We start from the raw sequence: 23,790 nt of genomic DNA on the forward strand, positions 1-23,790 counted from the left end.
GTACGGTCACCTGGCAGATGCACGCGGACCCCATGATGTGGGTGGCCGGTGTGCGGGCCCTGTACCTCCAGGCGCTGCACCCGCGCGCCCTCCGGGGCGTCACACAGAACAGCGACTTCCGCAACGACGCCTGGGGCCGGCTCCTGCGCACCGCCGACTTCGTGAGCGTCCTCACCTACGGCACCACCGAGGACGCGGAGAAGGCGGGTGCCCGGGTCCGCCGGATCCACCGCCACCTCACCGCCACCGATCCGGAGAGCGGAGAGCGCTACGGCGTCGACGAACCGGAACTGCTCCTGTGGGTGCACTGCGCCGAGATCGCCTCCTACCTCCACGTCCAGCGCCGCTCCGGCTACCCCCTGACCGACGCGCACGCCGACCGGTACGTCGACGAACAGCGCCGCAGCGCCCGGTGCGTCGGACTCGATCCGGCCGCCGTGCCCGCCACCACCGCACAGCTCGACGCCTACTTCCTGCGGGTCCGTCCCGACCTCGCGGCGTCTCCGGAAGCCGCGGAGGTCGACGACTTCCTGCGCCGCCCGCCCGTGCCCGCACCCCTGGTGCCCGCCCGGGCGGTGCTCTGGCCTCGTTTCGCCGCGCTCGCCTACGACTCCCTGCCCCCGTACGCGCACGCCCTGTACGGCCGCCCGGCTCCCCCCGCCGCCACCGTCGACCGACGGCTGCGCGCCGCCGGCCGGCTCCTGCGGGCCGTGCCCGCACCCCTGCGCCGGCAGCTGCCACCCCGGCGCATCGTGACCGCGATGGGCCGCCTCGGCCCCGGGAGCCGCCCCGGCCCGCACGGACTTCCCTGACGGGCCGCCATACTGGAGCGCCGGGGAGGGCGCGGACGTAGCGGAGCGACGGGGGCGACGGCGGACCATGGCGGAGACCAGGCTGATCCAGGACCGGTACCAGCTGCTCGATCTGATCGGTCGGGGCGGTATGGGCGAGGTGTGGCGGGCTCGCGACGAGTCGCTGGGCCGCCACGTCGCCGTCAAGTGCCTCAAGCCGTCCGGCCCCCCGCACGACCGCTCCTTCACCCGCGTCCTGCGGGAGCGGTTCCGCCGTGAGGCCCGGGTGGCGGCGGCCCTCCAGCACCGGGGCGTCACCGTCGTCCACGACTTCGGCGAACACGACGGCGTCCTCTACCTGGTGATGGAGCTGCTCGAAGGGCGCAACCTCAGCCAGCTCCTGGAGGACAACGGCCGGCGCGCGCTGCCCGTCGACGACGTGATCGACATCGCCGAACAGGTCGCCGACGCCCTCGGGTACACCCACCGGCAGGGCATCGTGCACCGTGACCTGAAACCCGCGAACATCATGCGGCTCACCGACGGCACGGTGAAGATCTGCGACTTCGGCATCGCGCGCCTCGCCCAGGACATCGGCTTCACCTCCAAGCTGACCGGTACCGGCATCTCCATGGGCACCCCCCACTACATGTCGCCCGAGCAGATCGGCGGCGTCGGCGTCGACCACCGCAGCGACCTCTACTCGCTGGGCTGCGTGCTCTACGAGATCGCCACCGGGGCACCGCCGTTCGACCTGGACGACGCCTGGGGCATCCTCGTCGCCCACCGGGACACTCCACCGGTGCCGCCGCGCACCCACCGCGCCGAACTCCCCGGGTACTTCGAGCGGATCGTGCTCGACCTGCTGGCGAAGTCCCCCGGACAGCGGCCGGAGGACGCCGTCTCCCTGCGCCGGCGCATCCTCCTCGCGCGCACCGGCGGGGAGCGGGAGACCGGCCCCGCCGGACACCCGCACCTCTCCCGGGCGGCTGTCCCCGCACTCCCACCGGCGCTCGCGGGAGCCCCCGCGCCGCTCGCGGCGCCGGCAGGACCTCCCGCTCTTCCCCCCGCGATCGCAGGGCCCCCGGCGCTGCCCGACTGGACCCGCTCGATGACGACCGGCCGCCGGGTCGCCGGTACGCGGAGCGGGGCCGCCGCCCCGCCCGACCACGTGGCCGCCCTGACCGGCGCATGGACGACGGGGATCCGCCCCGCACCACCGTCCCCGGCCCTCCCGGGGGCTCCGGCCGCCGATGTCCTGCGGTCCCTGGCCGGACGTCACGAGGCGGGTCTCGCCCTCTCGCGCCTCGGGCGCTGGGCGGAGGCGGGCGAGATCCACCGGGCGGTCGCGGCGGAACGGGCCCGGCTGCTGGGGGCCGCCCACCCCGAGGCGCTCGCCAGCCGGTACGAACGGGGCTTCGCCCTCAGCCGCACCGGACACGACACGGCGGCACTGGAGGAGTTCGGCCAGGTCGCCGAGGGCCGGTCACGGGCGTTCGGGCCCGACCACCCCGAGACCCTGGCGGCCCGTCAGGAGACGGCGTACGTCCTGGGCAGGCTCGGACGGTACGCCGAGGCCCACCGGGTGTACGCGGCGGTGCTCGCGGCCCGGGAGCGCACGGCCGGCCCCGACCACCCGGACACCCTGCGCTGTCGCCACAACCTGGCGTACAACCTCGGACGCCTGGGCCGCGCGGAGGAGTCGTACCGGATGTTCCGCGGGGTCGCCGAGGCGCGCGCACGGGTGCTCGGCGCCGACCACCCCGACACCCTCGTGAGCCTTTTCGAAGTGGGGTACGCCCTCGGCCGGTCGGGGCGGTGGCAGGAGGCGCTGGACACCTACGCGCGGGTCGCCCGGGACCGGACTCACGCGCTCGGCGCCGGTCACCCGGACACGCTCTCCACCCGCTACGAGATCGGCATCTGCCTCGGTCGGCTCGGGCGGATCGCGGAGGCGACCGAGCTCTACCGCGCCCTCGTCCACGACCGGACCGCCGCCGGCGGGCCCGACGATCCGGAGACGCTCCGGGCCCGGCACGGCCTGGGCGTCAACCTCGGCCGCCTCGGCCGATGGGAGGAGGCGCTCGCCGAGGCGAGCGCGGTCTTCGCCGCACGGGAGCGCACCCTCGGTCCCGACCACCCCGACACCCTCGTCAGCTGCCGCGAGCGGGCGGTCTCGCTCGGCTGGCTCGGCCGGTGGGCGGAAGCGCTCGTCCTCTACCGGAGGGTCGCCGAGGCCAGGACCCGCCTGTTCGGCGCCGGCCACCCCGACGCGGTGGCGAGCCGTGACGACGAGGCCCACTGCCTCGAACAGCTCCGCTCCGGCGCCCCGCCCGCCGGACCGGACCGGCCGGCCGCACCGCCCCGCCCCGGGGCGCCGTCGTCCCGGTGAGGACAAACGGGTCACCTCCGCGCGGGACCCTCCGGCCGCACCGGACCGGCCGGCCCTCACCCTCGGTGTCCTGTCCTCAGGGGGAGGGCGACCCGTGCGGCTCAGCAGCGACGGCCCCGCGCCCGGAGCGCCCGCGAAGAACGCGGCCGTCCTGATCGCCGAGCGCGCCCAGCAGGGGCGGGACGACGTGCCACCCCGTCCGCGCCACCCGCAGAGGAACCGGGGCGACACGGGTTCGGCCCGCCCCCGTGGGACCGGTGAGCAGCGGAGCGCCTCGACGGTCGTGCCGCGCCCCACCCGCGCTCTCCCGACCCCTCCGGTACGGCCGGATCGCGTCCTACCGCACCTGACGGACCGTCCGGACCCTGAATGCATGGGGGATACCGGAAATACCACGCCAGGTCCGGACAGCGCCGACCACCTCTACCGGGCCCTCCTCGAAGGCGCCGTCGCCCCGCGCCCACCCGCCTCGCCCGACTGCCCCTTCTGCGACCTGCGCCAAGACCGCTACCCCACGCACTACCCGGGCCACTGGGTGCTCCTCGAACCCCGGACGACCGTCGCGGCCCATACGGTCCCCCCGCACGGGCGCTGGATCATCACGTCGGACGGTGCCGCCATGAACCTCTGGGACGCCGAACCACTCCCGGGCACCCGGTGCCGCATCCCGCACCGGCTCGTCTGCCCGTACCTCCGCCCCGAGGACTTCGGGCTGTGGATCACCGCCCTGCGCCAGGAGAACAGCCGCAGGAGGGGGCGGCTGTTCGACCTGCCGGAGGACGGGCCGTCCACGGGTGATCACTGAGGCCGCGTCGCCCCCTGGCCGGCCGGGCGAAGCCGACGCGGTGCGCCGGACTGCCCGTCCGGGGCGATGGCCCCGGGCCGGCTCCGGAGCCGCGAGGGCCCGGGCAGTGCGGCCTACTCGATCGGTGACCGGCCGACCGCCGCGCATCCGACCCCGCGTTCAGTCGGCCGACAGGGTCCAGCCGACGGTCGTGACACGGGCCGCGTCGGCCGGGCGCCCTTCGTCGAAGAGTGCCCGGCGCCCGTCGGTCACCCGGAGCGCGTCGGCGTACACACCGCGCCCGACGTACAGCTTGTCCGTCGTGTACCGCCAGCGCAGCAGGAGATCCTGGCCGCGCCAGGCGCCGAGTCCGGCGTCCACGGTGTGCCAGACCCGCCCGGACCAGCCCGACACCCTCCCCGCCGGATGCTCGGTCACCGTGCCACCGCCTCCGGTGGCGGTCGGCGCCGTGGTGAACGGCACCGGCTGCCAGCCGGCGCCCCCGTCGGCGGAGACCTCCAGCGTCAGCGTGTCGGCGTCCGGCTCGGTGTCCCACCAGAGCGCGCACGTGAACCTGGCCCGTTCGGATCCGGGGCGCACGGCGGGCAGCGACAGCAGCGCACTGGTGGCGCTCGCCATCCCGGAGAACCACGCGCGGCGCCCGTGTTCCGGGCGGACCGCCACGGCCCGGGCCATCCGGTCCGCGGTGGCCACGCGCGGCGCACTGCCCGAGCGCCAGTTGCGCACGGGGTGGACGGAGTTGCCGAGCACGATGAGGAAGGAGTCGGTGGTCGGATCGATCACCAGACTCGTGCCGGTGAACCCGGTGTGGCCCGCCGTGCGCGGGGTGGCCATCGCTCCCATGTACCAGTGCTGGCCCAGTTCGAAACCCAGCCCGTGCGCGTCTCCGGGGAACGAGGTGTTGAAATCGGTGAACATCAGCTCCACCGACTCCCGCGACAGGATGCGGGCCCGCCCGTAGGTCCCGCCGTTGAGCAGGGTGCGGGCGAGAATCGCCAGGTCCCAGGCGCGGGAGAAGACCCCCGCGTGACCGGCGACCCCGCCCAGGGAGTACGCGTTCTCGTCGTGCACCTCGCCCCGGACGAGCCCTCGGTCGAGCCCGGACCACGGCAGCCGGGCGTCCTCCGTGGCAGCTGTCTCCGGCAGCCAGGAGGCGGGCGGGTTGTAGCGGGTGCGGTGCATCCCGAGGGGCCCGGTGACCTCGTCGTGGAGCAGGACGTCGAGCGTGCGGCCGGTGATCTTCTCCAGCACGAGCTGGAGAGAGATCAGGTTGAGATCGGAGTAGAGGTAGGCCGTGCCGGGGGGAGCGATCAGCTTTTCGCCCCAGAGGAGTTGGAGCTTCCCCTCCCGGGTCGGAGCCTTGTAGAGCGGGATCCACGACCGGAACCCCGAGGTGTGCGTCAGGAGCTGACGGATCGTCACGTCACTCTTGCCGCCCCCGGCGAATTCGGGGAGGTAGGAGGCGACCGTGGCCTCCAGTGTCAGCCGGCCGCGCTCGATCTGCTGCACCGCCAGGATCGAGGTGAAGAGCTTGGACACCGAGGCCAGGTCGAAGACGGTGTCCTCGGTCATCGGCACCTGCTGGTCGGCGGGGAACTCCACGCCCGTGTCGGTCTTCTCGTCGTACGCCGCGTACCGGACCGCCATGCCGATCGGGCGGTGCAGGGCGACCGTACCGCCGCGCGCCGCGAGCAGCACCGCTCCCGCGTACCACGGGTGGTTCGGAGAGTCCTCCAGATAGCGTTCGGCCACCCCGACGAGTGCGTCCAACTGCTCTTGGATCAGGCCGGCGCGCCCGGCGGTGCCGTGGCGGAGGGTGGGGTGCTTCGCCGCTGCCGTCATACCCGGTCCCTTTCCCGTGGGCGCGTCCGGGGCCCGCACCCCGGTCTCCGCGCCCGCCGCCACGCCCGCCAGGGGGAGCGGCGCCAGGGCCAGTGCCCCGCCGAGCGCCAGTATCCCGCCGCCCAGCCTGCGCCGGCCGATCCCGAAACCTTCCGTGTCCCCGGTCATGTCCGTGACCCCTCTCGATCCGCGTCGGCATCCGTGTGAAAGTAACTTCCGAAAACGTGTCCGATCCTGAAACTAGTTTCCGGAGGAGAGAGTACTGTCACCACCGCTCCGCCGTAGGGGGTTGTACGGAAAGGCATGTGACGGTCCGTCGGGCGGCCGGGGCGGCCGAACGCTCTGCCCGGACACCGCGCCACCCTTGACCGGGAGCGCCCGCCCGCACAGGATCTCGGCCATGACAGGTGTACGCAGCAGTACGGTCGACGGTCTCCTGACCCGCAGTGCCCGGCGCGCCCCCGGCCGCACCGCGCTCCGGTACGCCGACCGGGCGTGGAGCTACGCGGAACTGGACTCCGCCGTCACGACCGCCGCCGCCGTCCTTACCGGCGAGCACGGACTGGGCCACGGGGACAGGGTCGCCACCTACGCCCACAACTCCGACGTCTACCTGATCGCCTACCTCGCCTGCGCCCGCGCTGGTCTGATCCACGTACCGGTCAACCAGAACCTCACCGGCGCGGATCTGGGCCACGTTCTCGGGGAGTCCGGCACCTCCCTCGTCCTCACCGACCCCGACCTGGCCGACCGGGTCACCACCGGTCACCCGGTACGGGCGCTGCGCGACGCGCCGGGCTCCCTGCTCGAAGCGCTCGCCGTCTCCCGCCCGTTCACCCCCGAGCGCGCCCCCGGCGCGGACGACCTCGTCCAACTGCTCTACACCTCGGGCACCACCGCGCTGCCCAAAGGCGCGATGATGACGCACGGCGCCCTCGTCCACGAGTACATCAGCGCTCTCACCGCGCTCGGCCTCGACGCGGCGGACCGCCCGGTGCACGCGCTGCCCCTCTACCACTCCGCGCAGATGCACGTCTTCCTGCTGCCCTACCTCGCCGTGGGCGCGGAGAACACCGTGCTGGACGCCCCCGACGCGGGCCTGATCTTCGATCTCGTGGAGGCGGGGCGGGCGGACAGCCTCTTCGCACCACCCACCGTCTGGATCTCCCTCGCCAACCACCCGGAGTTCGCCACCCGCGACCTGCGCGGCCTCCGCAAGGCGTTCTACGGGGCGTCGATCATGCCGGTCCCCGTCCTGGAACGGCTGCGTGCCCGCCTGCCCGGCCTCGCCTTCCACAACTGCTTCGGCCAGAGCGAGATCGGGCCGCTCGCCCTCGTCCTCGGCCCCGACGAGCACGAGGGACGGATGGACTCCTGCGGCCGCCCGGTCCTCTTCGTCGAAGCGCGGGTCGTGGACGAGCACGGCACGGAGGTCCCGGACGGTACCGCCGGTGAGATCGTCTACCGGTCACCGCAGTTGTGCCAGGGCTACTGGGACCGGCCGGAGGAGACCGAGGCGGCCTTCCGGGACGGCTGGTTCCGCTCCGGCGATCTCGCGGTGCGCGACACCGACGGCTACTTCACGGTCGTCGACCGGGTGAAGGACGTCATCAACTCCGGCGGTGTCCTCATCGCCTCCCGCCAGGTGGAGGACGCTCTCTACACCCACCCCCAGGTGGCCGAGACCGCCGTCGTCGGACTGCCCGACGCGCGCTGGATCGAGGCCGTCACCGCCGTGGTCGTCCTACGGGACGGAGCGATCCCCTCCGAGGCGACCGCCACCGAACTGATCGCGCACGTCCGCGAGCGACTCACCCCCTTCAAGGCCCGGAAGCGGGTCGTCTTCGTCCAGGACCTGCCGCGCAACGCCAGCGGCAAGATCCTCAAGCGCGACCTCCGCGAGCGCCACGCGACGGAAGCATCCTGAGACGACTGCGGCGCCTCGTGCGGCGGCGGCCACCCGCGCGCGTGCGGAGCGGCCGCGACCCTCACCGCACGCCCCCGGCGAGGGCCTTACCATGACCTCATGACCGGCGAGCGCGACCTCCGCACCCTCCTGGGCTCCCTGCGGCCCGATCTGAACGACGGCCGGTACGTCTTCGCGAGCGTGCGCCGGGACTCCGTACCGACGGGCGTCTCACCCGTCGTCACGGTCATGGAGCGGGAGGGCCTGACGCTCGTCCTGCCCGAACACGAGGCGAGGGACGCCGGTCTCCCGCATGCCTTCCCGGCGGCGTGGATCACCCTGCGGGTGCACTCCGCGCTGGACGCGGTGGGGCTCACCGCCGCCGTCTCCCTCGCGCTGACCGACGCCGGCATCAGCTGCAACGTGGTCGCCGGGTACCACCACGACCACCTCTTCGTCCCGTACGAGCGGGCCGCCGAAGCGGTCACCGTCCTGGAGTCGCTCGCGTCGGAGCAGTCGCTCGGCCCGTGAGGCGGTCGTAGGCCCCGCGTCCCCGGTCCGGGCGCCCTCCGAAACCGCTCCGGGCCCGGATCCGCGACGTGAGCCGGGCCACGTAACATGGTCGCATGTCCTTCCTCCGCCGTCGCAGCGCCGCCACTCCCGCCGGCCCGGACTTCGATGTCCTCGCCATGGACCCGGGGGACTGGCCCGGGAACCTCGGCGCCGGTCTGCTGCCCGCGCCCGACGGCACCTGCCAGGGTGTCTTCCTCCGGTACGACCTCTACGGTGGCCGCGGTCCGGCCATGATCATCGGGAACCTCCCGGAGGGCTCACCCGCCCGCGAGACCGACGAGGGGCAGGTCCCCTTCGAGGTGGCGCAGCTGCTCCTCGCCCTGGAGAACGACGAGCCGGTGGAGGTCACCTCCACCGAGGACGTGCCCGTGATGCAGGGCGACAACCTGTTGATCGTGCGCCGGGTCAAGCTCTCCGAGACGCGCGTCGCCTGTGTGCAGTTCGACCGCAGCGACGGTGTCCTCGTCACGATCGCCAGCTGGGACCGCCCGATCACGGACGATCTCTACGCGCTGCTGAAGCCGCTGCCCGCGGAGCTCTTCCAGCAGAGTTGATCCCCCCGGCCCCGGAGCGGCTGAAACGTCCCTGCGACCGACGCGGATTCCATCGGCGGCAGGGACGTGATGTGTCGCCGAAGCCCTGCGGGGGCGCGGTCAGGACGGGTGCCCGCCCTTTCCCGTAAGGCCCGGTCCACCGCCCCGAGGACCCGCTCGTCCCCCGGCCGCTCGCGACGGGCCCGCCCCCCCGCCCGACCGGGGGACCGCGGTGGCGGCGCCGGTGAGCAGCAGGAGAACGGCGGGGGTGGGTGTCCACGGCTGGTCAGCCCGCCCGTGAGCCGGCGGACCTCGCTCTCACTCCCGCTCGGGCCGCGCCATCCTCGGGTCCGCCGGCCGGGAGCGGCCGGGTGAGCCCTTCGGGGCCACCCCGGCCAGGCCCACTTCGCGCCAGTGGCGCCCCGGCGCTCCACCGACCGCTCCGAGAGCCGCGACGAGGCAGCGGTCTTCTCGCGGGGCTCGAAGCCGGCCACGGCCTGCAGCCCGACCCGCTCCCGCCCTCACGGCGTCGGTCGGGCCGCCGCCCCGCGGACGTCTCACCCCACCAGGGCCACCGAAGCCCTCCCTACACGGTCCGGCGAACAGCCCGCATCACCCGATCCGGTCGACTGCGTGGGTATGTGCCGGGGGAGGGTGCTGATGAGGACCGCCCCGTCACTCTCCGACGACGATGCCTGCCGCTTTGCCGTACGCGCGCAGTTCGCCACGGGTCCTGGCGAGGTCGTCCAGCGTCAGACCCGGCATGACTGCGGCGACGTACTCGGCCATCGCCGCTTCGCGGTCGATGACGTCCAGAGCCTTCCAGTGCGACGCGATGTCACGGCGTGCGGACTCCTCGCCAACGGTGAGGCCGAGGCGCTGAGCCGCTCGCCCGGCCAGTTCCGGTTCGGTGAGGTAGCGGTAGTCCAGCGAACCGGGCTCGGGCGAGAGCACCTCGACGTCCAGAGACGCGACGACTCCCTTGCCGGCGTCTATCAACCGGCGCATCGAGGCGGCGTTCTCGGCCAGGAGTTCGGGGGTCATTCCCAGGTGGCCGATGACGAAGCCGATCTTGAGCAGCAGACCGTGCTCCCGGGCGGTCCGCATGGCCTGCACATTGTGCTCGAACATGAGCTCCGCCCGGTGGGCGGGGTCACCGTCCTTGCGCGGGCTCAGTGGTTTGTTCATGGCCAGGAGAGAGACGGGGGCGCCCGCATCCAGGCCGACCATGAGTTGCCGGATTCCGAGCCGCCGAAGCGTTTCCGCGTGGCGGGGATTGGACAGTCCGTCGGCGCGCGCATACCCCACCATGACGGGCCGCTCGTTCTCCGGGGTCCGGGTCCACCACTCGGGGGCCTCATCGAGCATGCCGCGCAGCAGGCCGCCGAAGGTCAGGGGGAGTTCGTCGGCGGTCAGGTAGAGGTAGTCGTAGGTGTGGTTGCTCATGTGCTCGATGAGCTGCCAGGCCGTGTGCGGGTCGTGCACCGAGTTCTTCCACATTCCGCCGAACTGGATCGAGCAGAACGAACAGGCGTCGTCGCGCCGGAACTTGATGCAGCCCCGGCCGATCTCCACGGGCATCCCGGCCTGCAGGTTCACGCCGAGCATCTTGCGCAACTGCGGGGCTACACGCGTTTGGAAGTTCGACCGGTAAGGCGTGGAGTGGTCGAACGTGGCGTCGACCAGGTCGTGGCGAACGGCGGTGAAGACTGGCTCGGGGCGCTGCGGGACGGAAATGATCTCTCCCCCGTTCCAGACCGCGATGCCGGGGTACGCCTCCGGCTTCCGGAGCCGGCCGAGGTGCAGGTCGGCGATGAGTGCCTGGAACGGGGCGATGACTTCGTTGCCGCGGAAGCCGAAGTCGATGCAGGCGTGGTGCCGGGTCAGGCACTGCTCGGTCAGCGCGGTGAAGTGGTCGTTGCCGATGACCGTCCAGATCTGCGGGCGTACCGCTTTGGCGTGGGCCAGGACCGCGACCGCGGCTTCGTACGTGGCCGTGAGCGCGCTGGCGCACACCGCGAGAATGTCGCCGGCGTGGGCGTCGATGTAGTCCAGCAGGGTGGGCCAGGGGACGACCGTGCCGTCGATGTACACCGGGGTCACGCCAGGGATGTCCGCCAAGGCGGACGCGAGGGTCAACGCGCCCAGGCTGGGGAAGTTGGACCAGTCGGTGTGATCCTCGGGGCGGGTGACCGTGCAGGTGGCGCCGTCGAACACGGTGTTGGAGTTGGGCGGGTTGACGATGAGTACCTGTGCCATGCGTGCAACTCCTCAGCTGGCGGTGCAGGTTGTCAGCTCCACGGAACGCCGTCATGCGGACAAGGCTGAAGAACAACCGTAGGCAGCCCGCTCCGTCGAACGACGCTCGAACCGACCGGCCTGGCGCTTTTTCTGCCGTGTGTGGCTTGATGGCTACGCGGGCATTTCCGCCGCGTTGCCGACCCGGCAAGGCCGTTCGGGGGCGATCTGGGGCTGGAGGACGGCCATGACGAAGTGGAGCCGCTCGTCGGCCCGGTTTCCGTAGCTGTGCTCGCGGTCGGCGGCGAACACAGCGGCATCGCCGTGACGCAGGACGAACGTCTGGCCTCCTACGTCAAGAGAGAGCACGCCGCGAAGGACGTAGACGATCTCCCAGCTTCCCGAGGCATGCGCTTCGCCGCTGTAGCAGTCACCCGCGGAGAGGCGCCAGTCCCACATCTCGATGGCGTTGGGCAGCTCGGAGCCGATGAGGAGCCGGCCGCTGCTCCCGGCCCGGCCCTCCCACAGACGAGCGGCGTCCCCGTCGCGCACCACGCGCACCGTGGTGTTCTCGGAAGCCTGCAGCAGGCGCTCCAGCCGCACTCCCAGAGCATCGGCCAGCCTGCAGAGGGTCGCGATGCTGGGGTTGGTGCGGGCCTTCTCGATCTGCACCAGCACTCCCTTGCTCACGCCCGCACGGGTCGCCAGGGCCTGCAGGCTCCACGAGCGTTCCGCACGCAGGGTCTGGACGTTCCAGGCGATCGCCTGGTTCGCCGACTCGGCAGCGCTCGCCATCATGGTTCCACCTTCCGTCGCACGGACTTGGGGAGTTGCACCTTCTCTGCCCCCGCGGTCCTGCAAACTAGTCCAGTTGGCCGGTCTACGGAACCATGCGCGGACCGAGATGGCTCGTCACTGCCCGACGGTCGAGGAAGGAGTTCGCCGTGGCACTGCTGCTGGGGCTGTGTTCGAGCATGCTGTGGGGGGCGGCGGACTTCGTGGGGGGCCGGCTGTCACGGGCGCGGTCCGCCTACTCAGTGATCTTCATGGCCCAGGTGTCGGCCTTGGGCGGTGCCGTCGTGTTCTTCGTCGCCCAGAACGACCCGGGGTGGGAGACGGATGCGCTGGCCTGGGGAGCAGTGGCGGGGCTGGCGGGAGCAGTCGCCCTCGGTGCGTTCTACCGGGCTCTGGCCGTAGGACAGATGAGCCTGGTGGCCCCGGTGACATCCATCTCCGTCGTTCTTCCGGTCGTCGTAGGCGTCGCCGAAGGCCAGATGCCTCCGCCGCTGCAGTTCGTCGGCTTGGTGACGGCGGGTCTGGGCACCTGCCTGGCCGTGACGCCCGAGCTGAGGTCCGGACCCGAAGCGGGGGTGTCCTCAGGGCAGTCGATCGGCCTGGCGCTGCTGGCTGCCGCGGGGTTCGGCGTCGTCCTGATCGCCATCGCCGAGGGCAGCCGTACATCGGTCTCCCAGACCATGCTCGGCCAGCGAGCCGCCTACGTCGGCGTGGTCGGGATCATCCTGCTGCTGCGAGCGGGTACGCAAGGGCACCGGCCTCGCTGGAGCCGCCCCATGCTGGCCGCCGCTGCCGCGGTCGGCCTGGCGGACATGGCCGCGAACCTGATGTACGCCTACGCCACCCGAACCGGCTCTCTGCCAGTGGTGTCGGTCCTTTCCTCGCTGTACCCGGTCGCCACAGTCCTTCTGGCCCGGTGGCTCGACCACGAGCGCCTCCGCCCTCTGCAACTGGCCGCGATCGCGGTGACTCTTCTCGGCGTCTCGTTGATCGGGGCCGGTTGAGCACCTGGCAAGCGTTCGCACCGCCCGTTGACACCTGCCGGCCAACCGTGGGGACGACCAGGTCGTCTCGTCCCGGATCACCCAGAGCGTGCTGGAAGGAGACCTCGGACCCTTGCACAGGCCCGCGTAGTACGGCGTTTCACTCCTCCGGCCGATGCGTACGAGGACATCCTCCGCGACGAGACGGCCGGCGCTGGGATCACGCTGATCACCATGGAGCAGGGCCCCGGCCGCCCCTCCCGGCCCCCGTTCCCGGCCTGCCCGCCGGGTCTGCCCTCGCCACCGCCAGGACGGCCGGCGTCTGGAGGTCGTGGCAGGACGACGGTCGACCGCCGTTCGGGGCCGTCGTCCTGCCGCGGAATCGGCCCGGCGCCCCTCCGGTCCGCTCGACCCGCATCTCCGTGGGTCACGCGATGCCGGGAGCGCGGCAGAACCGGCCCGCCGACGAGCGGGACGCGGTGGCCCCCGGTTCCGAGCCGCATGCCCCCGAACACCACCTCGCGGACGGCCCTCCGCGCCCCGCGCGCGAAACCACGGGCCGCTCCCGCGCGTCCTTCCCGCTGTCCGGTAGTACCGCGGGGCGAGAGGGCCACCCATGCGTTTGACCATCGACGTCCGTGAAGGCGACTGGTCCGTCGTCTCCTACGGGTCCTACGGCGCCCGGTTCTCCCACACCCTCGACACGATGATCGCGGCGGGGGAGTTCGAGGGTGACTCCACCGGACGGTGGCACGAGCTCGGCCGGCGCACGGGTCAGGGCACCTTCACGCTCTCCGTACCCGACGGCGACCGGTCCACCGTGACCGTCGGCGAACTGACGGCCCGCTGCCTGACCGAGGCGCGCAGCCGGGGAGCCGCCCGACCCGCGCCCGTCGTCCCGGGCCGCGGATCGCCCCGCCGAAGTCCCCGGGACGACGACGCCGTCCTCGGCGTGTGGCTCTCGGACGCCGCCACGGACGAGCGGCTCGCCGCCGGGCTCACCCTGGACCGGGCCGGGCTGCGCGACGGGGACCTGCTCGTCCTCTCCGTCGAGTACCCGGCCCAGGCCTGCTACGAGATGGGGGCGCCGCGCAATCCGGACCAGCTCTTCCGCTGGCTCCAGCTGGCGGAGCACGCTGCGGCACCCTCGGGGGGACCGCGCCTGTGGGGCGTCCTGCTCTACACCGACGCGGACGTGGAGCTCGCCACCTACGTACGCACCCACTTCGACGACCTCAACGCGCTCTCCGGGCCGGCCACCCGGGTCTTCGTGGTGGAACGCCGCGCCGACTGGCCGCGGGCGAAGAAGTACTGGCGCCGCCACCTGGAACCCGAGCTGTACCGGGTCATGTCGGTGATGCACTGGCTCCGCTGGACCCCGTACGACCCCCAGGGCGCATACGAGGTGGCGGCCCGGCTCGGGCTGGACCCCCAGATGCTTCCCTGCCGGGTGTTCTTCCGGCCGCCCGGGGACGGCGAGGAGCACGAGAAGGCCGTGTTCCGGATCGAGCACACCTCGACGGCCTACTTCAGGACCCTCTTCGGGTCGGTGAACCGCGCGCTGCGGTCGGTGACGTCCACCGGGCCGAGCCCCGAGGAGGCGGGCACACGACCGGCGCGGTACGGACCCGCTTCCGAGCGCGGCCGGGGCGCCTCGCCCTCCCCCCGCACCGACACCTGCGCTCCCGCCGCCGACGCCGTGGAGGCCCTGCTCTCCTCCGGCCCGGTCACCGACGACACCGCCCTGCGAGCCGTCCGCGAGGCCGAGACGGCGATCAAGGCGGAACTGGTGCCCCCGCCTCCCGGACTCACGGTCAGCAACAGCCTCGTCGTCCTCCCACGACCCGCAGGAGCCGCAGTGCCCGACAACTTCTCCTTCCACGGTGAGCACACCACCTTCGTCAACCGCCCCCGGTCCACCGTCATCCGGGACTTCCAGAACACCTACGCCACCGCTGCCCACGCCGAGGACCTGGTGGGACTGCTCCGGCTCGTACTCGAGAGCCGGGACACGCCCGAACCCGCACGGGAGGAGGCCGCCGCCGCCATCCACGACCTCGCACGCCTCGGCGCGGAGCCGGAGCACGACGGGCCGGCCGCGACGGCCCGCCTCGAACGCCTGCGGACCCTGCTCGCCTCCAGCGCGGACATCGCCCAGCCGGCGCTGACGATCCTCGCTTCCCTGGGCACGTTCTTCGCCGGCTGAGCGTCGGCCCCGGATGCCGGGTGAACACCCGCCGCAGGCGGCCGTCGGTGGACCCCGCCGGCCCGCGCGGCCGGCCGGGGCAGGGGTGCGCGGCAACCCCGGCCCCGACTCCGACCCCGCCGCCCCAGGCGGAGCCGACCCGCGCTACCCCCGTGCACTCGCCATCAGGGAGGCCATCCGCGCGGCCGAGGTGCCCAGCCCGGTCGGGCCCGCCACCTGCCCCCAGGGCGAACGGGCGGCCTGTTCCCGGCGCAGGTCCTCCTCGCGGTACCGGCGGCAGCCCCGGTGCCAGATCAGGATGCCCGCGAGCCAGTGCCGGAGTTCCTGCACATAGCCCGCGAGGACCTCCCGCGATTCGGCGTCCAGAGCGAAGTCGTCGTACAGCACCGGCAGTTCCACCTCGGCGACGTGCTCGAACTGCCGCAGACGCCCGTGCATCAGATCGTGGATGACCGCCACCCCGGTCGGATAGTCGACGTCGAAGAAGTTCTGCACGACCAGGACGCCGTTGTGCACCTCACCCTCGTACTCGATCTCCTTCTGGTACGAGAAGAGGTCGTTCAACAGGGCCGCGTAGTCCGCCGCCGCGTTCTCCAGCGACCGCATCGGACCGCTGCGGTAGATCTCCTGCGGCACCTTCTTCCCGTGTGCCAGCCGGCACAGGGCCATCGTGAGGTCCGAGCCGAAGGTCATGCGCCGCATCTCGATGTAGTCCACCGGGTCGGGGATACGGTTCTGCGCCTGGTTCGCCAGCTCCCACAGCCAGCTCTCCGTCATCGACTCGATCGCGTACCGGAAGGCCACCCGGCCCTCCTCGTCCATCGGCCCGGCCGTCCGCCGCCACAGATCCCCCAGCGAACGCTCCAACGCGTTGACCGGCTCGGGCATGCTGGTGACCGAGCCGTCCAACGGCATGAAGAGCGAGAGCCGTTCGTTGGCCAGACGCGCCCCGGCCAGATCGCGGGTGCGCCCGTGCACCACCGGGAACCAGTCGTCGCCGTACGTGCCCCACGCCAGCCACGCCGAGGAGAGGTCCAACTCCTCGGGCGAGGCATCCGGATGGATGCCCGCCGCACAGAGCGGGAGGTCGATCGCGAGGATCCGGTCCTCGTCCCAGATGTGCGAGCCGGGTACCCCCGGCTGTTCCTGGAGGATGCCCATCCGCCCCGCCCAGTCGACGATCCGTACCCGCGCCCCGTCCAGGTGAGGGCTGAGCGTGGTCCCGAACGGCAGGTGCAGGTCCGGAAGCAGGGACGGGCCGACCCGCTGGTTCGGCGCGTGGCTGTGACCGCGCAGCCGGGCGGTCTCCGAGCGGGGAGTGAACCGGATCGACGCGGCCGCCATGCCGAACGCGTCCGACATCCCCAGGCGCCCCGGAGCCGTTCCCGCCGCCCCGCCGTCGTTCATGTAGCGACTGGAGCGCAGATGCCACTCGTGTCCGCCGGACTGCCAGTCCTGCAAACCCTTCACGTACGCGAGAACCGCGGCGCTCTGCGCCGGGTCCAGGCCCTTGGACGCGCAGAGCGGGCCGAGTTCCGTCAGGGCCGTGTTCTCGAACTGCTGGAGCCGGGAGGTGAGCAGGTCGTTGACGGCCTCGGCCGCCTCCTGCGTCGAACAGCCGAGGAACTTCTCCAGCACCAGCACGCCGTTGCTGTTCTCGCCCTCGTCCTCCACCTCACGCTGGTAGGAGAAGAGGTCGTTGCGCAGGTGGACGCCGTCGGAGAAGGCGTCCCGCAGGACACGCAGGGCCCGGGATCCGGCCACCGCCTCGGGGACCTCGGCGTTCGCCGCGTACTCCACGAGCCCGGCCGACCAGGGGGCACCCCCCACCTTGCGGCGCATCTCGATGTACTCGACGGGGTTGGCGATCCGCCCCTCGTTGATGTTCGCGAGCTCCCACAGGGACTCGTTGAGCAGGTTCTCGGTAGCCTCGGCGAACCGCGCCCGCCAGGCGTCCGACATGGCCGGAACCGTACGCGCCCACAGATCCGCGAGCCCCGCCTCGACCGGATTCACGGGCTCGGGTGTCGGGGCGCCCCGCTCCATCGGCATGAAGGCGGGCAGCCGCTCCAGATAGCGCTTGGCGCCGTCGCGGTCCGGAGTGCGTTTGAAGAGCTCCAGGAAGTGGTCGTCGAAGAAGAAGACCCAGACGTACCAGTCGGTGACCAGGGACAGGGCCTCGGACGAGCAGTCGGGATGGGTGTACGCGCACAGCAGCGCGTAGTCGTGCGCGTCGAGGTCCCGCTCGTCCCAGATGCCGGATCCCTCCAGCATCCCCATGCCGCGCGCCCATTCCTTGGTATGACGCCGCGCCTCCTCGAGATGCGGGCTGAGCCGTGCCGGATACGGGACGTAGAAGTCCGGCAGCGAGAAGGGCTGTGCCATGTGCGTGGGGCCTTTCCAGGAGACTCCGCGCGCCGTTCGCGCGGACCCGTCTTGTCCGCGCGAGCACTACCCCTCCGCCATCCGGGGTACGCACAAGGGTCATAAGTCACATCATCACCACGGCGCCCGGGTGATGGAGTAAAACTCCGGTAACGGCAACCCGTCATCCGCCTCGAACACTCCCGTCGTCGCAGGTCACAGCTGCCTTCAGTGGTCTGCACCACTGACTCGTCCACCGCCCTCCACCACGCTCTTGACGAGCCGTCACCCCGCGCCGGAGAGTGTGCCGCCACGACCGTACGAGAGATCGCCCCGCACCCGGCCGGACGCCGCACATGCACGTCCCGCTCCCAGAAGGGTTGTCATGACGTCCACGAAGAGGTCCAGGCTCGCGCTCGCGCTGGTCACGGCCGGCGCGCTGAGCGCCGCCCTGCTCACCCCGGCCGCCCAGGCCGAAGACGTGCGCCCCGAGTGCCCGCGCAGCCTCGCCTGCGACTGGGTCCCCGCCGCGTACCAGCAGACCGGAGACCCGGCCGACAAGGACACCTACGGCAACTACGACACCGCCGACCGGCCGCAGAGCAACGCGATCAAGTTCATCGTGCTGCACGACACCGAGGTCGACTTCGACACCACCCTGAAGATCTTCCAGAACCCGCTGAACCAGACGTCCGCCCACTACGTCGTCCGGTCCTCGGACGGGCACGTCACCCAGATGGTGAAGAACAAGGACGTCGCCTGGCAGGCCGGCAACTGGTACGTCAACACTCACTCCATCGGTATCGAGCAGGAGGGCTTCGCCGCCGACGGAGCGGCCTGGTACACCGACGCGATGTACCGCTCCACGGCGAAACTGGTGACCCATCTCGCCGAGCGCTACGACATCCCGCTCGACCGGCAGCACATCCTCGGCCACGACGGAGTCCCGCCCACCAGCGCCGCCGGGACCCCCGGAATGCACTGGGATCCGGGCCCCTACTGGGACTGGAACCGCTTCATGGCGCTGGTCGGCGCGAAGCCCCGGCCGACCGGCACGAAGAAGGGCGGACTCATCACGGTGGCACCGGACTTCCGGCGGAACGAGCAGGAGTTCCGCGACTGCGAGAAGGGCGTCGACCTGCCGCTCCAGGGCAGCAGCGCCGTTCCGCTGCGTACCGCTCCCGCCGCCGACGCGCCCCTCTTCTCCGATCCCGGGCTGCACCCGGACGGATCGGCCGGCACCGACTGCGCCGCCGACTGGGGGAGCAAGATCAGCGCCGGCCAGCAAGCCGTCGTCGCCGAGCGGCAGCCCGGCTGGACGGCGATCTGGTGGTACGGCAGCAAGGCATGGCTCAGCACTCCCGCCGGTACACGTGTCACCGTCCCCACCAAGGGCACCGTCGTCCGGCCGAAGGCGGGCCGGACCGAGGTCCCCGTCTACGGCGTCGCCTACCCGGACGCGGCCGACTACCCGGCCGGCTTCACGCCCCGCACGGGCTCCCCGCTCGTCTACACGATCAAGGCGGACCAGGCGTTCCCGGGCGGCGGCGAAGCCCCGACTGGCTACTACTACGCCCCGACGATCGACGCCTCGAAACCGTACGACCACACGTACTTCACGGGCGCGCAGAAGTATGTGACCGTCCAGATCGGCCACCGGGTCGGGTTCGTGAAGGCCACCGACGTGGACGTGGTCCGCGTCGGCTGACGGACGCCCCGCACCGCGCACGGGCCCCCCGCGCCGCACGGCCGCCCCTGCGGGGGAGTTCCCGCAGGGGCGGCCCGCGGGAGCGACGCGCCCCCACAGCACCGCGCGCCCGCGGGGCCGGTGTGTCGGCACCGTTCCCGCGGGCGCGCTCCCCCCTCAGGGGCGGGACCGGTCTTCCGGGCCCCGCCCACGGTCAGCGGGTGCCGACGGCCGCCCGTACGGCCCGGCGGGCCATCGCGCAGTCGTCGTGCAGCCGGCGCAGCAGCCGGCGCTGAACCTCACCGGAGGACAGGGTCCCCGGGCGGTCCTGCGAGGCACCGGCCGGTCCCGGCTCCCGCATGGTCCGCTGGACAGCCGTCTCGTAGGTACGGATCTCTCGTGTCAGCACCAGCATCAGGTTCACCAGAAACGCGTCCCGGGCGTCCGCGCCGCGGGCCTGGGCCAGCTTGCTGATCTCACGCCGCGCCACCAGGGCGTCCGGGCCCAGCACCATCCAGAGCGTCGCCAGGTCGTACCCCGGCAGGTACCAGCCCGCGTGTTCCCAGTCCAGGAGGACCGGACCGGTGGGCGACAGCAGGATGTTGGAGAGCAGGGCGTCCCCGTGGCAGAACTGGCCCATGCCGGTCCGCCCTCCCGCCACGGCGAGGCCGTGCAGCAGCTTCTGCAGGTCGCCCAGGTCCCGGTCGGTGAAGAGCCCCAGCTCGTGGTAGCGGGAGATCCGTGAGGCGTAGTCCAGCGGGGTGTCGAAGAGGCCCACCGGCGGACGCCACTCGTTGACCCGGCGGATCGCGCCCAGCACCTGACGCACATCCGTGCGGGGCGGGGGCTCTTCCGGGTGGCGCGTCAGCGCCGCCACCCGCCCGGGCATCCGCTCGATCACCAGCGTGCAGTTCTCCGGGTCGGCGGCGATCAGCCGGGGCACCCGGACCGGCGGGCGGTGCCGGACGAAGGAGCGGTAGGTCGCTATCTCGTGCCGGAACCGTTCGGTCCACGCGGCCGAGTGGTCGAGTAAGCACTTGGCCACCGCCGTGGTGCGCCCGGTCATGCCCACGATGAGTACGGAGCGTCCGCTGCGGCGCAGCACCTGGACCGGGTTGAACTCGGGACAGATGCGCTGCACGGAGGTGATGGCCATGCGCACCTGCGCGCCCTGAGGGCCCGACAAGTCGATTCTGCCGCTGAGCGGTTGGGCGCCCGGGCCCGCCGTCCGCCGGGCCCGGCCCAGTCCCTGCACCGGAGTTCCGGAGAGGGGGGCGAGATACGGTCCGCCTCCGGATCCCCTCGGACGGATCGGCCGGGGCGGAGCGGACACGGAGGACGATGCTGTGTACATGGGCGAGACAGATCCCTTCGCGCGCCGACAAGTTGCGTGCACCACCCCGGCCGGCGGCCGTCCGGCACCCTGGGGAGTACCGAGGGCTGCCGGGCGGGGTGGCGCACTCCTACCTGACACCGGGACGGCCGTGGCAGTGCAGATGGCGTGCCCTGGCGTACGGGTGGCGAATATGCGCACCGCATCTGACTCGGGGCTAGGGTTCAACTCAGCCGAGAACCTGGGGGCTTGAAGTGACCGGAGAACCCAACACCCGTCTTTCCGATCTGTTCGGCATGGCCGGATGGTCCAAGGGCGAGCTCGCGAGGATGGTGAACCGGAAGGCGGCGGCCATGGGCCACTCCCAACTGGCGACCGACACCTCGCGCGTCAGGCGCTGGATCGACACGGGGGAGTCCCCGCGCGATCCCGTGCCGGAGGTGCTGGCGGCTCTGTTCACCGAGCGGCTCGGCCGTGTCGTGACCATCGAGGACCTCGGGTTCGGCCGACGCGGGCGCACGGGAAAACGGCGGGTCGCCGGGAAGGACGAGCATCCCGACGGCCTTTCGTGGGCGCCCGAACGGACGGCCGCGGTCCTCACCGAATTCACGGGAATGGACCTCATGCTCAACCGACGCGGCTTGGTGAGCGCGGGCGCCGCGCTCGCCGCTGGACCCGCCCTCACCGGCGCCATGAACGACTGGCTGCTCTCCGACCCCGCTCCGGTGGCCGACGCGCCCCGGACCGACAGCTCCCTCCCCGCGGATCCGGCGGGGTACGACCGCTACGACACCGCTCCCATCGGATCGGCCGAGGTCACCGCCTTGGAACACTCGGTCGACATCTTCCGCAAGTGGGACGCCCAGCGGGGCGGCGGTCTCCAGCGCAAGGCGGTGGTGGGCCAGCTCAACGAAGTGGGCGGCCTTCTCGCGCACCGCCACCCCGCCGACCTCCAGCAGCGGCTGTGGGGCGTCGCGGCCAATCTGGCCGTACTCGCCGGGTGGATGTCCCACGACGTCGGCCTCGAACCCACCGCGCAGAAGTACTTCGTCATCGCCGCCCACGCGGCGCGCGAGGGCGGCGACCGTCCGCGCGCCGGCGAGGCGCTGTCCCGGGCGGCACGGCAGATGGTCCACCTGGGACGGCCGGAGGAGGCCCTCGACCTGATGAAGCTCGCCCAGTCCGGTTCGGGCGAGGAGACGCTGCCACGCACCCGCGCCATGCTCCACACCATCGAGGCGTGGGCCTACGCGTCCCTGGGGCGCGGGCAGGCGATGCGCCGGGCCCTCGGGGAGGCCGAGGAGCTCTTCGTCTCCGACCGGAACGTCGAAGAGCCGCCGGGCTGGATGCAGATGTTCGACCGGGCCGACCTCTACGGCATGCAGGCGCTCGCCTTCCGGACGCTCGCCGACCACGAGCCCTCGGCCGCCGTCCTCGCCCAGCAGCACGCCAAGAAGGCCCTGGAGATGCGGGACGACGGGCGCCAGCGCTCCAAGCTCTTCGACTACATCTCGCTCGCGTCGGCCTGCTTCATCGCCGGTGATCCCGAACAGGCGGACCGGTACGCCCGGCGCGCCCTGGTGTCGATGGGGGAGACCTCCTCGCACCGCACCTGGGACCGGCTGTGGCAGATGTACGAACTCACCGGCAGGTATGCCGGCGACCCCGCGATCCGCGACCTCCGCGAGGAGCTCATGCTCGTGATGCCCCGGCAGGTCAAGAGCCCGAGGAGTGCCGAAGCCTGACCCGCCCCGACGTGGGCGGACCACCGCGGGAGCCCTCGGCCGGGCGGACGGCAGGTCCCACCGGGCCCGCCACGGTGGACCGGTGCGCCCTCACCCCGTGATGCGGGCGATCAGCACGCAGCCCTCCACCGGACGGGCGTCCCCACCGAACTCCTCGGCGACGGTCCGCACGCATTCGGCGGCCGTGCGGGACCGGGCCATCCGGGGTGCCAGCCGGAGCAGTTCCCCGGGGGCGGCGTCACGGCCGGCGGCCGGGCTCACCCCGTCCGTGCGCAGCAGGAGCACGTCGCCGGGAAGCAGCCGCACGGTCTCCTGCCCGTAGGCCGTTCTGGGCACCGCGCCCAGGAGTACGCCGTCGGGGGGTGGCAGCGGGACCCCGGACCCGCCGCGGAAGAGCAGGGGCGTGGGATGTTCCGCCTGCGCCCAGGTGAAGAGGCCGGTCGAGGGGTCGAAGAGCCCGCACAGGGCGCTGCGCAGAGCGGGCTGGACGGATGCCTGGAGCAGCTGGTTCAGGTGGGTGAGCAGCGCTCCGGGCTCGATGCCCGCCACCGCCATGCCCCGCAGGGCGCCCAGCACCATCGCCATGGCGGAGGCGGCGGGGATGCCGCGCCCGGCGAGGCTGCCGATGGTGAGCAGCGTCCTGCCGTCCGGCAACGTCATGGCGTCGTACCAGTCACCGCCGGCCGGGCCGCACACCCGCGACGGCAGGAGGTGGGTGGCGACCTCCATGACGTGGGCCGCGTCCGGCGCGGGCTCCGGCGAGCCGTGCCGGGACGGCAGAACGGCCTCGTGCAGTTCGACAGCGATCCGGTGCTCGGTCCGCGCGCGGTCGTCCTGCCGGTGCAGGGAGTCGCGGGTGCGAACCACGCGCCGCCGGCTGTCGGTCAGCGCACTGACGTCGCGCAGGACCGCCCACAGGGAGATCGTGCGTCCCTCGGGGTCCAGTACGGGCTCGCCCAGCGCGTGGAGGGTCCGCGTCCCGCCGTCCGGACGGCGGATGCGGAACTCACCGTCCATCGGCTTTCCGTCGATGAGGCAATTGGTCACCATGGAGGTGAGCAGGGGCTGGTCCTCCGGCACGAGGACGGTGGGCAGTTCGTCCAGGGAGAGCGGTCCCGCGGCGACGTCCCTGCCGAAGATCTCGTACAGCTCGGCGGACCATGCGACGCCGTCGTCGAGCAGGTTCCACTCGGCGCTGCCCGCCCGGCCCGACCAGGGTCCGGCGTCCTCGCCGGCGAGGGCGCCGTCCGCTGCTCCGGCGAGGAGACCGACGACGTCGGGGGCCGGCGGAGGCGGTCCCTCCCGGAGCTGACCCAGTCGTGCGCCCAGGTCGTCGAGATGGTGGGCCGCGAGTTCCCAGAGCGCACGCTGCCAACGCTGCTGGGGATCGTCCTCGTCGACGGCCACCGCGTCCCGGCACATCGAGTCCAGGTCCCCGCGCAGTCGGCGTGCGCGGCCGATCATCGCGTCGAGGGTGTCCCGCTCGGGCAGGCGTGCCGCCGGGCGGTCGGCGAAGAGGGGGGACGGCATCTCGAACTCCGATACGGACGCTACTGCCGGCTCTCGGGGAGGAACGGAAGAGGAACCGAGGACGACT

At 72.3% G+C, this 23,790-nt stretch carries 16 protein-coding genes; 10 read left to right on the top strand and 6 right to left on the bottom strand.

All coding sequences use genetic code 11. From position 1 onward, the window contains the following. The first annotated feature begins 17 nt into the window (after positions 1-17). The 3 genes from PZB77_RS29915 (at position 18) to PZB77_RS29925 (ending at position 3,988) form a co-directional block, all read left to right on the top strand. Positions 18-812, top strand: a complete 795-nt coding sequence (locus PZB77_RS29915) for an oxygenase MpaB family protein (RefSeq protein WP_275496280.1) — start codon at positions 18-20, stop codon at positions 810-812. A 67-nt stretch (positions 813-879) separates the two neighbouring features. Next, the gene (locus PZB77_RS29920; RefSeq protein WP_275495749.1) at positions 880-3,183 is read left to right on the top strand and encodes a serine/threonine-protein kinase; all 2,304 of its coding nucleotides are present in this window, start codon (positions 880-882) and stop codon (positions 3,181-3,183) included. A 373-nt stretch (positions 3,184-3,556) separates the two neighbouring features. Beyond that, positions 3,557-3,988, top strand: a complete 432-nt coding sequence (locus tag PZB77_RS29925) for a DUF6083 domain-containing protein (protein WP_275495750.1) — start codon at positions 3,557-3,559, stop codon at positions 3,986-3,988. A gap of 159 nt (positions 3,989-4,147) precedes the next feature. Here the strand turns inward: PZB77_RS29925 and PZB77_RS29930 are convergent, their stop codons facing one another. Next, positions 4,148-5,998, bottom strand: a complete 1,851-nt coding sequence (locus PZB77_RS29930; protein ID WP_275495751.1) for a serine hydrolase — start codon at positions 5,996-5,998, stop codon at positions 4,148-4,150. A gap of 232 nt (positions 5,999-6,230) precedes the next feature. On the opposite strand from PZB77_RS29930, the gene PZB77_RS29935 reads away from it, so the two are divergent. The 3 genes from PZB77_RS29935 to PZB77_RS29945 all read left to right on the top strand — a co-directional run bounded on the left by PZB77_RS29935 (position 6,231) and on the right by PZB77_RS29945 (position 8,863). Beyond that, positions 6,231-7,757 carry a fatty acyl-CoA synthetase gene (locus tag PZB77_RS29935; protein ID WP_275495752.1) on the top strand — a complete coding sequence of 509 codons (1,527 nt, stop codon included), beginning with the start codon at positions 6,231-6,233 and terminating at the stop codon, positions 7,755-7,757. A gap of 99 nt (positions 7,758-7,856) precedes the next feature. Next, positions 7,857-8,267, top strand: a complete 411-nt coding sequence (locus tag PZB77_RS29940) for an ACT domain-containing protein (RefSeq protein WP_275495753.1) — start codon at positions 7,857-7,859, stop codon at positions 8,265-8,267. A gap of 95 nt (positions 8,268-8,362) precedes the next feature. Beyond that, positions 8,363-8,863, top strand: coding sequence for a hypothetical protein (locus PZB77_RS29945; protein WP_275495754.1), 501 nt, complete (start codon positions 8,363-8,365; stop codon positions 8,861-8,863). Positions 8,864-9,517: 654 nt separating this feature from the next. On the opposite strand, the gene PZB77_RS29950 is transcribed toward PZB77_RS29945, so the two are convergent. Beyond that, entirely contained in the window at positions 9,518-11,101 is a 1,584-nt protein-coding gene (locus PZB77_RS29950; protein WP_275495755.1) for a cobalamin-dependent protein, read from the bottom strand. Between the two features lie 153 nt (positions 11,102-11,254). Continuing rightward, positions 11,255-11,878 carry an XRE family transcriptional regulator gene (locus PZB77_RS29955; RefSeq protein ID WP_275495756.1) on the bottom strand — a complete coding sequence of 208 codons (624 nt, stop codon included), beginning with the start codon at positions 11,876-11,878 and terminating at the stop codon, positions 11,255-11,257. Positions 11,879-11,970: 92 nt separating this feature from the next. Here PZB77_RS29955 and PZB77_RS29960 point away from each other — a divergent pair, with 92 nt between their 5' ends. Together PZB77_RS29960 and PZB77_RS29965 are read left to right on the top strand one after the other, a co-directional pair. Beyond that, complete coding sequence (locus PZB77_RS29960; protein ID WP_275495757.1) at positions 11,971-12,879, top strand: DMT family transporter; 909 nt, start codon at positions 11,971-11,973, stop codon at positions 12,877-12,879. 595 nt (positions 12,880-13,474) lie between these two features. After that, a complete protein-coding gene (locus PZB77_RS29965; protein ID WP_275495758.1) occupies positions 13,475-15,064 on the top strand; it encodes a hypothetical protein in 1,590 nt (529 codons plus the stop codon). A 144-nt stretch (positions 15,065-15,208) separates the two neighbouring features. On the opposite strand, the gene PZB77_RS29970 is transcribed toward PZB77_RS29965, so the two are convergent. Continuing rightward, entirely contained in the window at positions 15,209-17,449 is a 2,241-nt protein-coding gene (locus PZB77_RS29970; RefSeq protein WP_275495759.1) for a germacradienol/geosmin synthase, read from the bottom strand. A gap of 364 nt (positions 17,450-17,813) precedes the next feature. On the opposite strand from PZB77_RS29970, the gene PZB77_RS29975 reads away from it, so the two are divergent. After that, on the top strand, positions 17,814-19,136 hold the full coding sequence (locus PZB77_RS29975; protein WP_275495760.1) for a peptidoglycan recognition family protein: 1,323 nt from the start codon (positions 17,814-17,816) through the stop codon (positions 19,134-19,136). Positions 19,137-19,329: 193 nt separating this feature from the next. Here the strand turns inward: PZB77_RS29975 and PZB77_RS29980 are convergent, their stop codons facing one another. Continuing rightward, positions 19,330-20,469, bottom strand: coding sequence for an aminoglycoside phosphotransferase family protein (locus PZB77_RS29980; protein WP_275495761.1), 1,140 nt, complete (start codon positions 20,467-20,469; stop codon positions 19,330-19,332). Between the two features lie 233 nt (positions 20,470-20,702). Here PZB77_RS29980 and PZB77_RS29985 point away from each other — a divergent pair, with 233 nt between their 5' ends. Then, positions 20,703-22,193, top strand: coding sequence for a hypothetical protein (locus PZB77_RS29985; RefSeq protein ID WP_275495762.1), 1,491 nt, complete (start codon positions 20,703-20,705; stop codon positions 22,191-22,193). Positions 22,194-22,283: 90 nt separating this feature from the next. Here the strand turns inward: PZB77_RS29985 and PZB77_RS29990 are convergent, their stop codons facing one another. Continuing rightward, a complete protein-coding gene (locus PZB77_RS29990) occupies positions 22,284-23,723 on the bottom strand; it encodes a SpoIIE family protein phosphatase (protein WP_275495763.1) in 1,440 nt (479 codons plus the stop codon). Positions 23,724-23,790 lie beyond the last annotated feature (67 nt).

Origin of the sequence: Streptomyces sp. AM 2-1-1 (assembly GCF_029167645.1) — a bacterium.
Classification (GTDB): domain Bacteria; phylum Actinomycetota; class Actinomycetes; order Streptomycetales; family Streptomycetaceae; genus Streptomyces.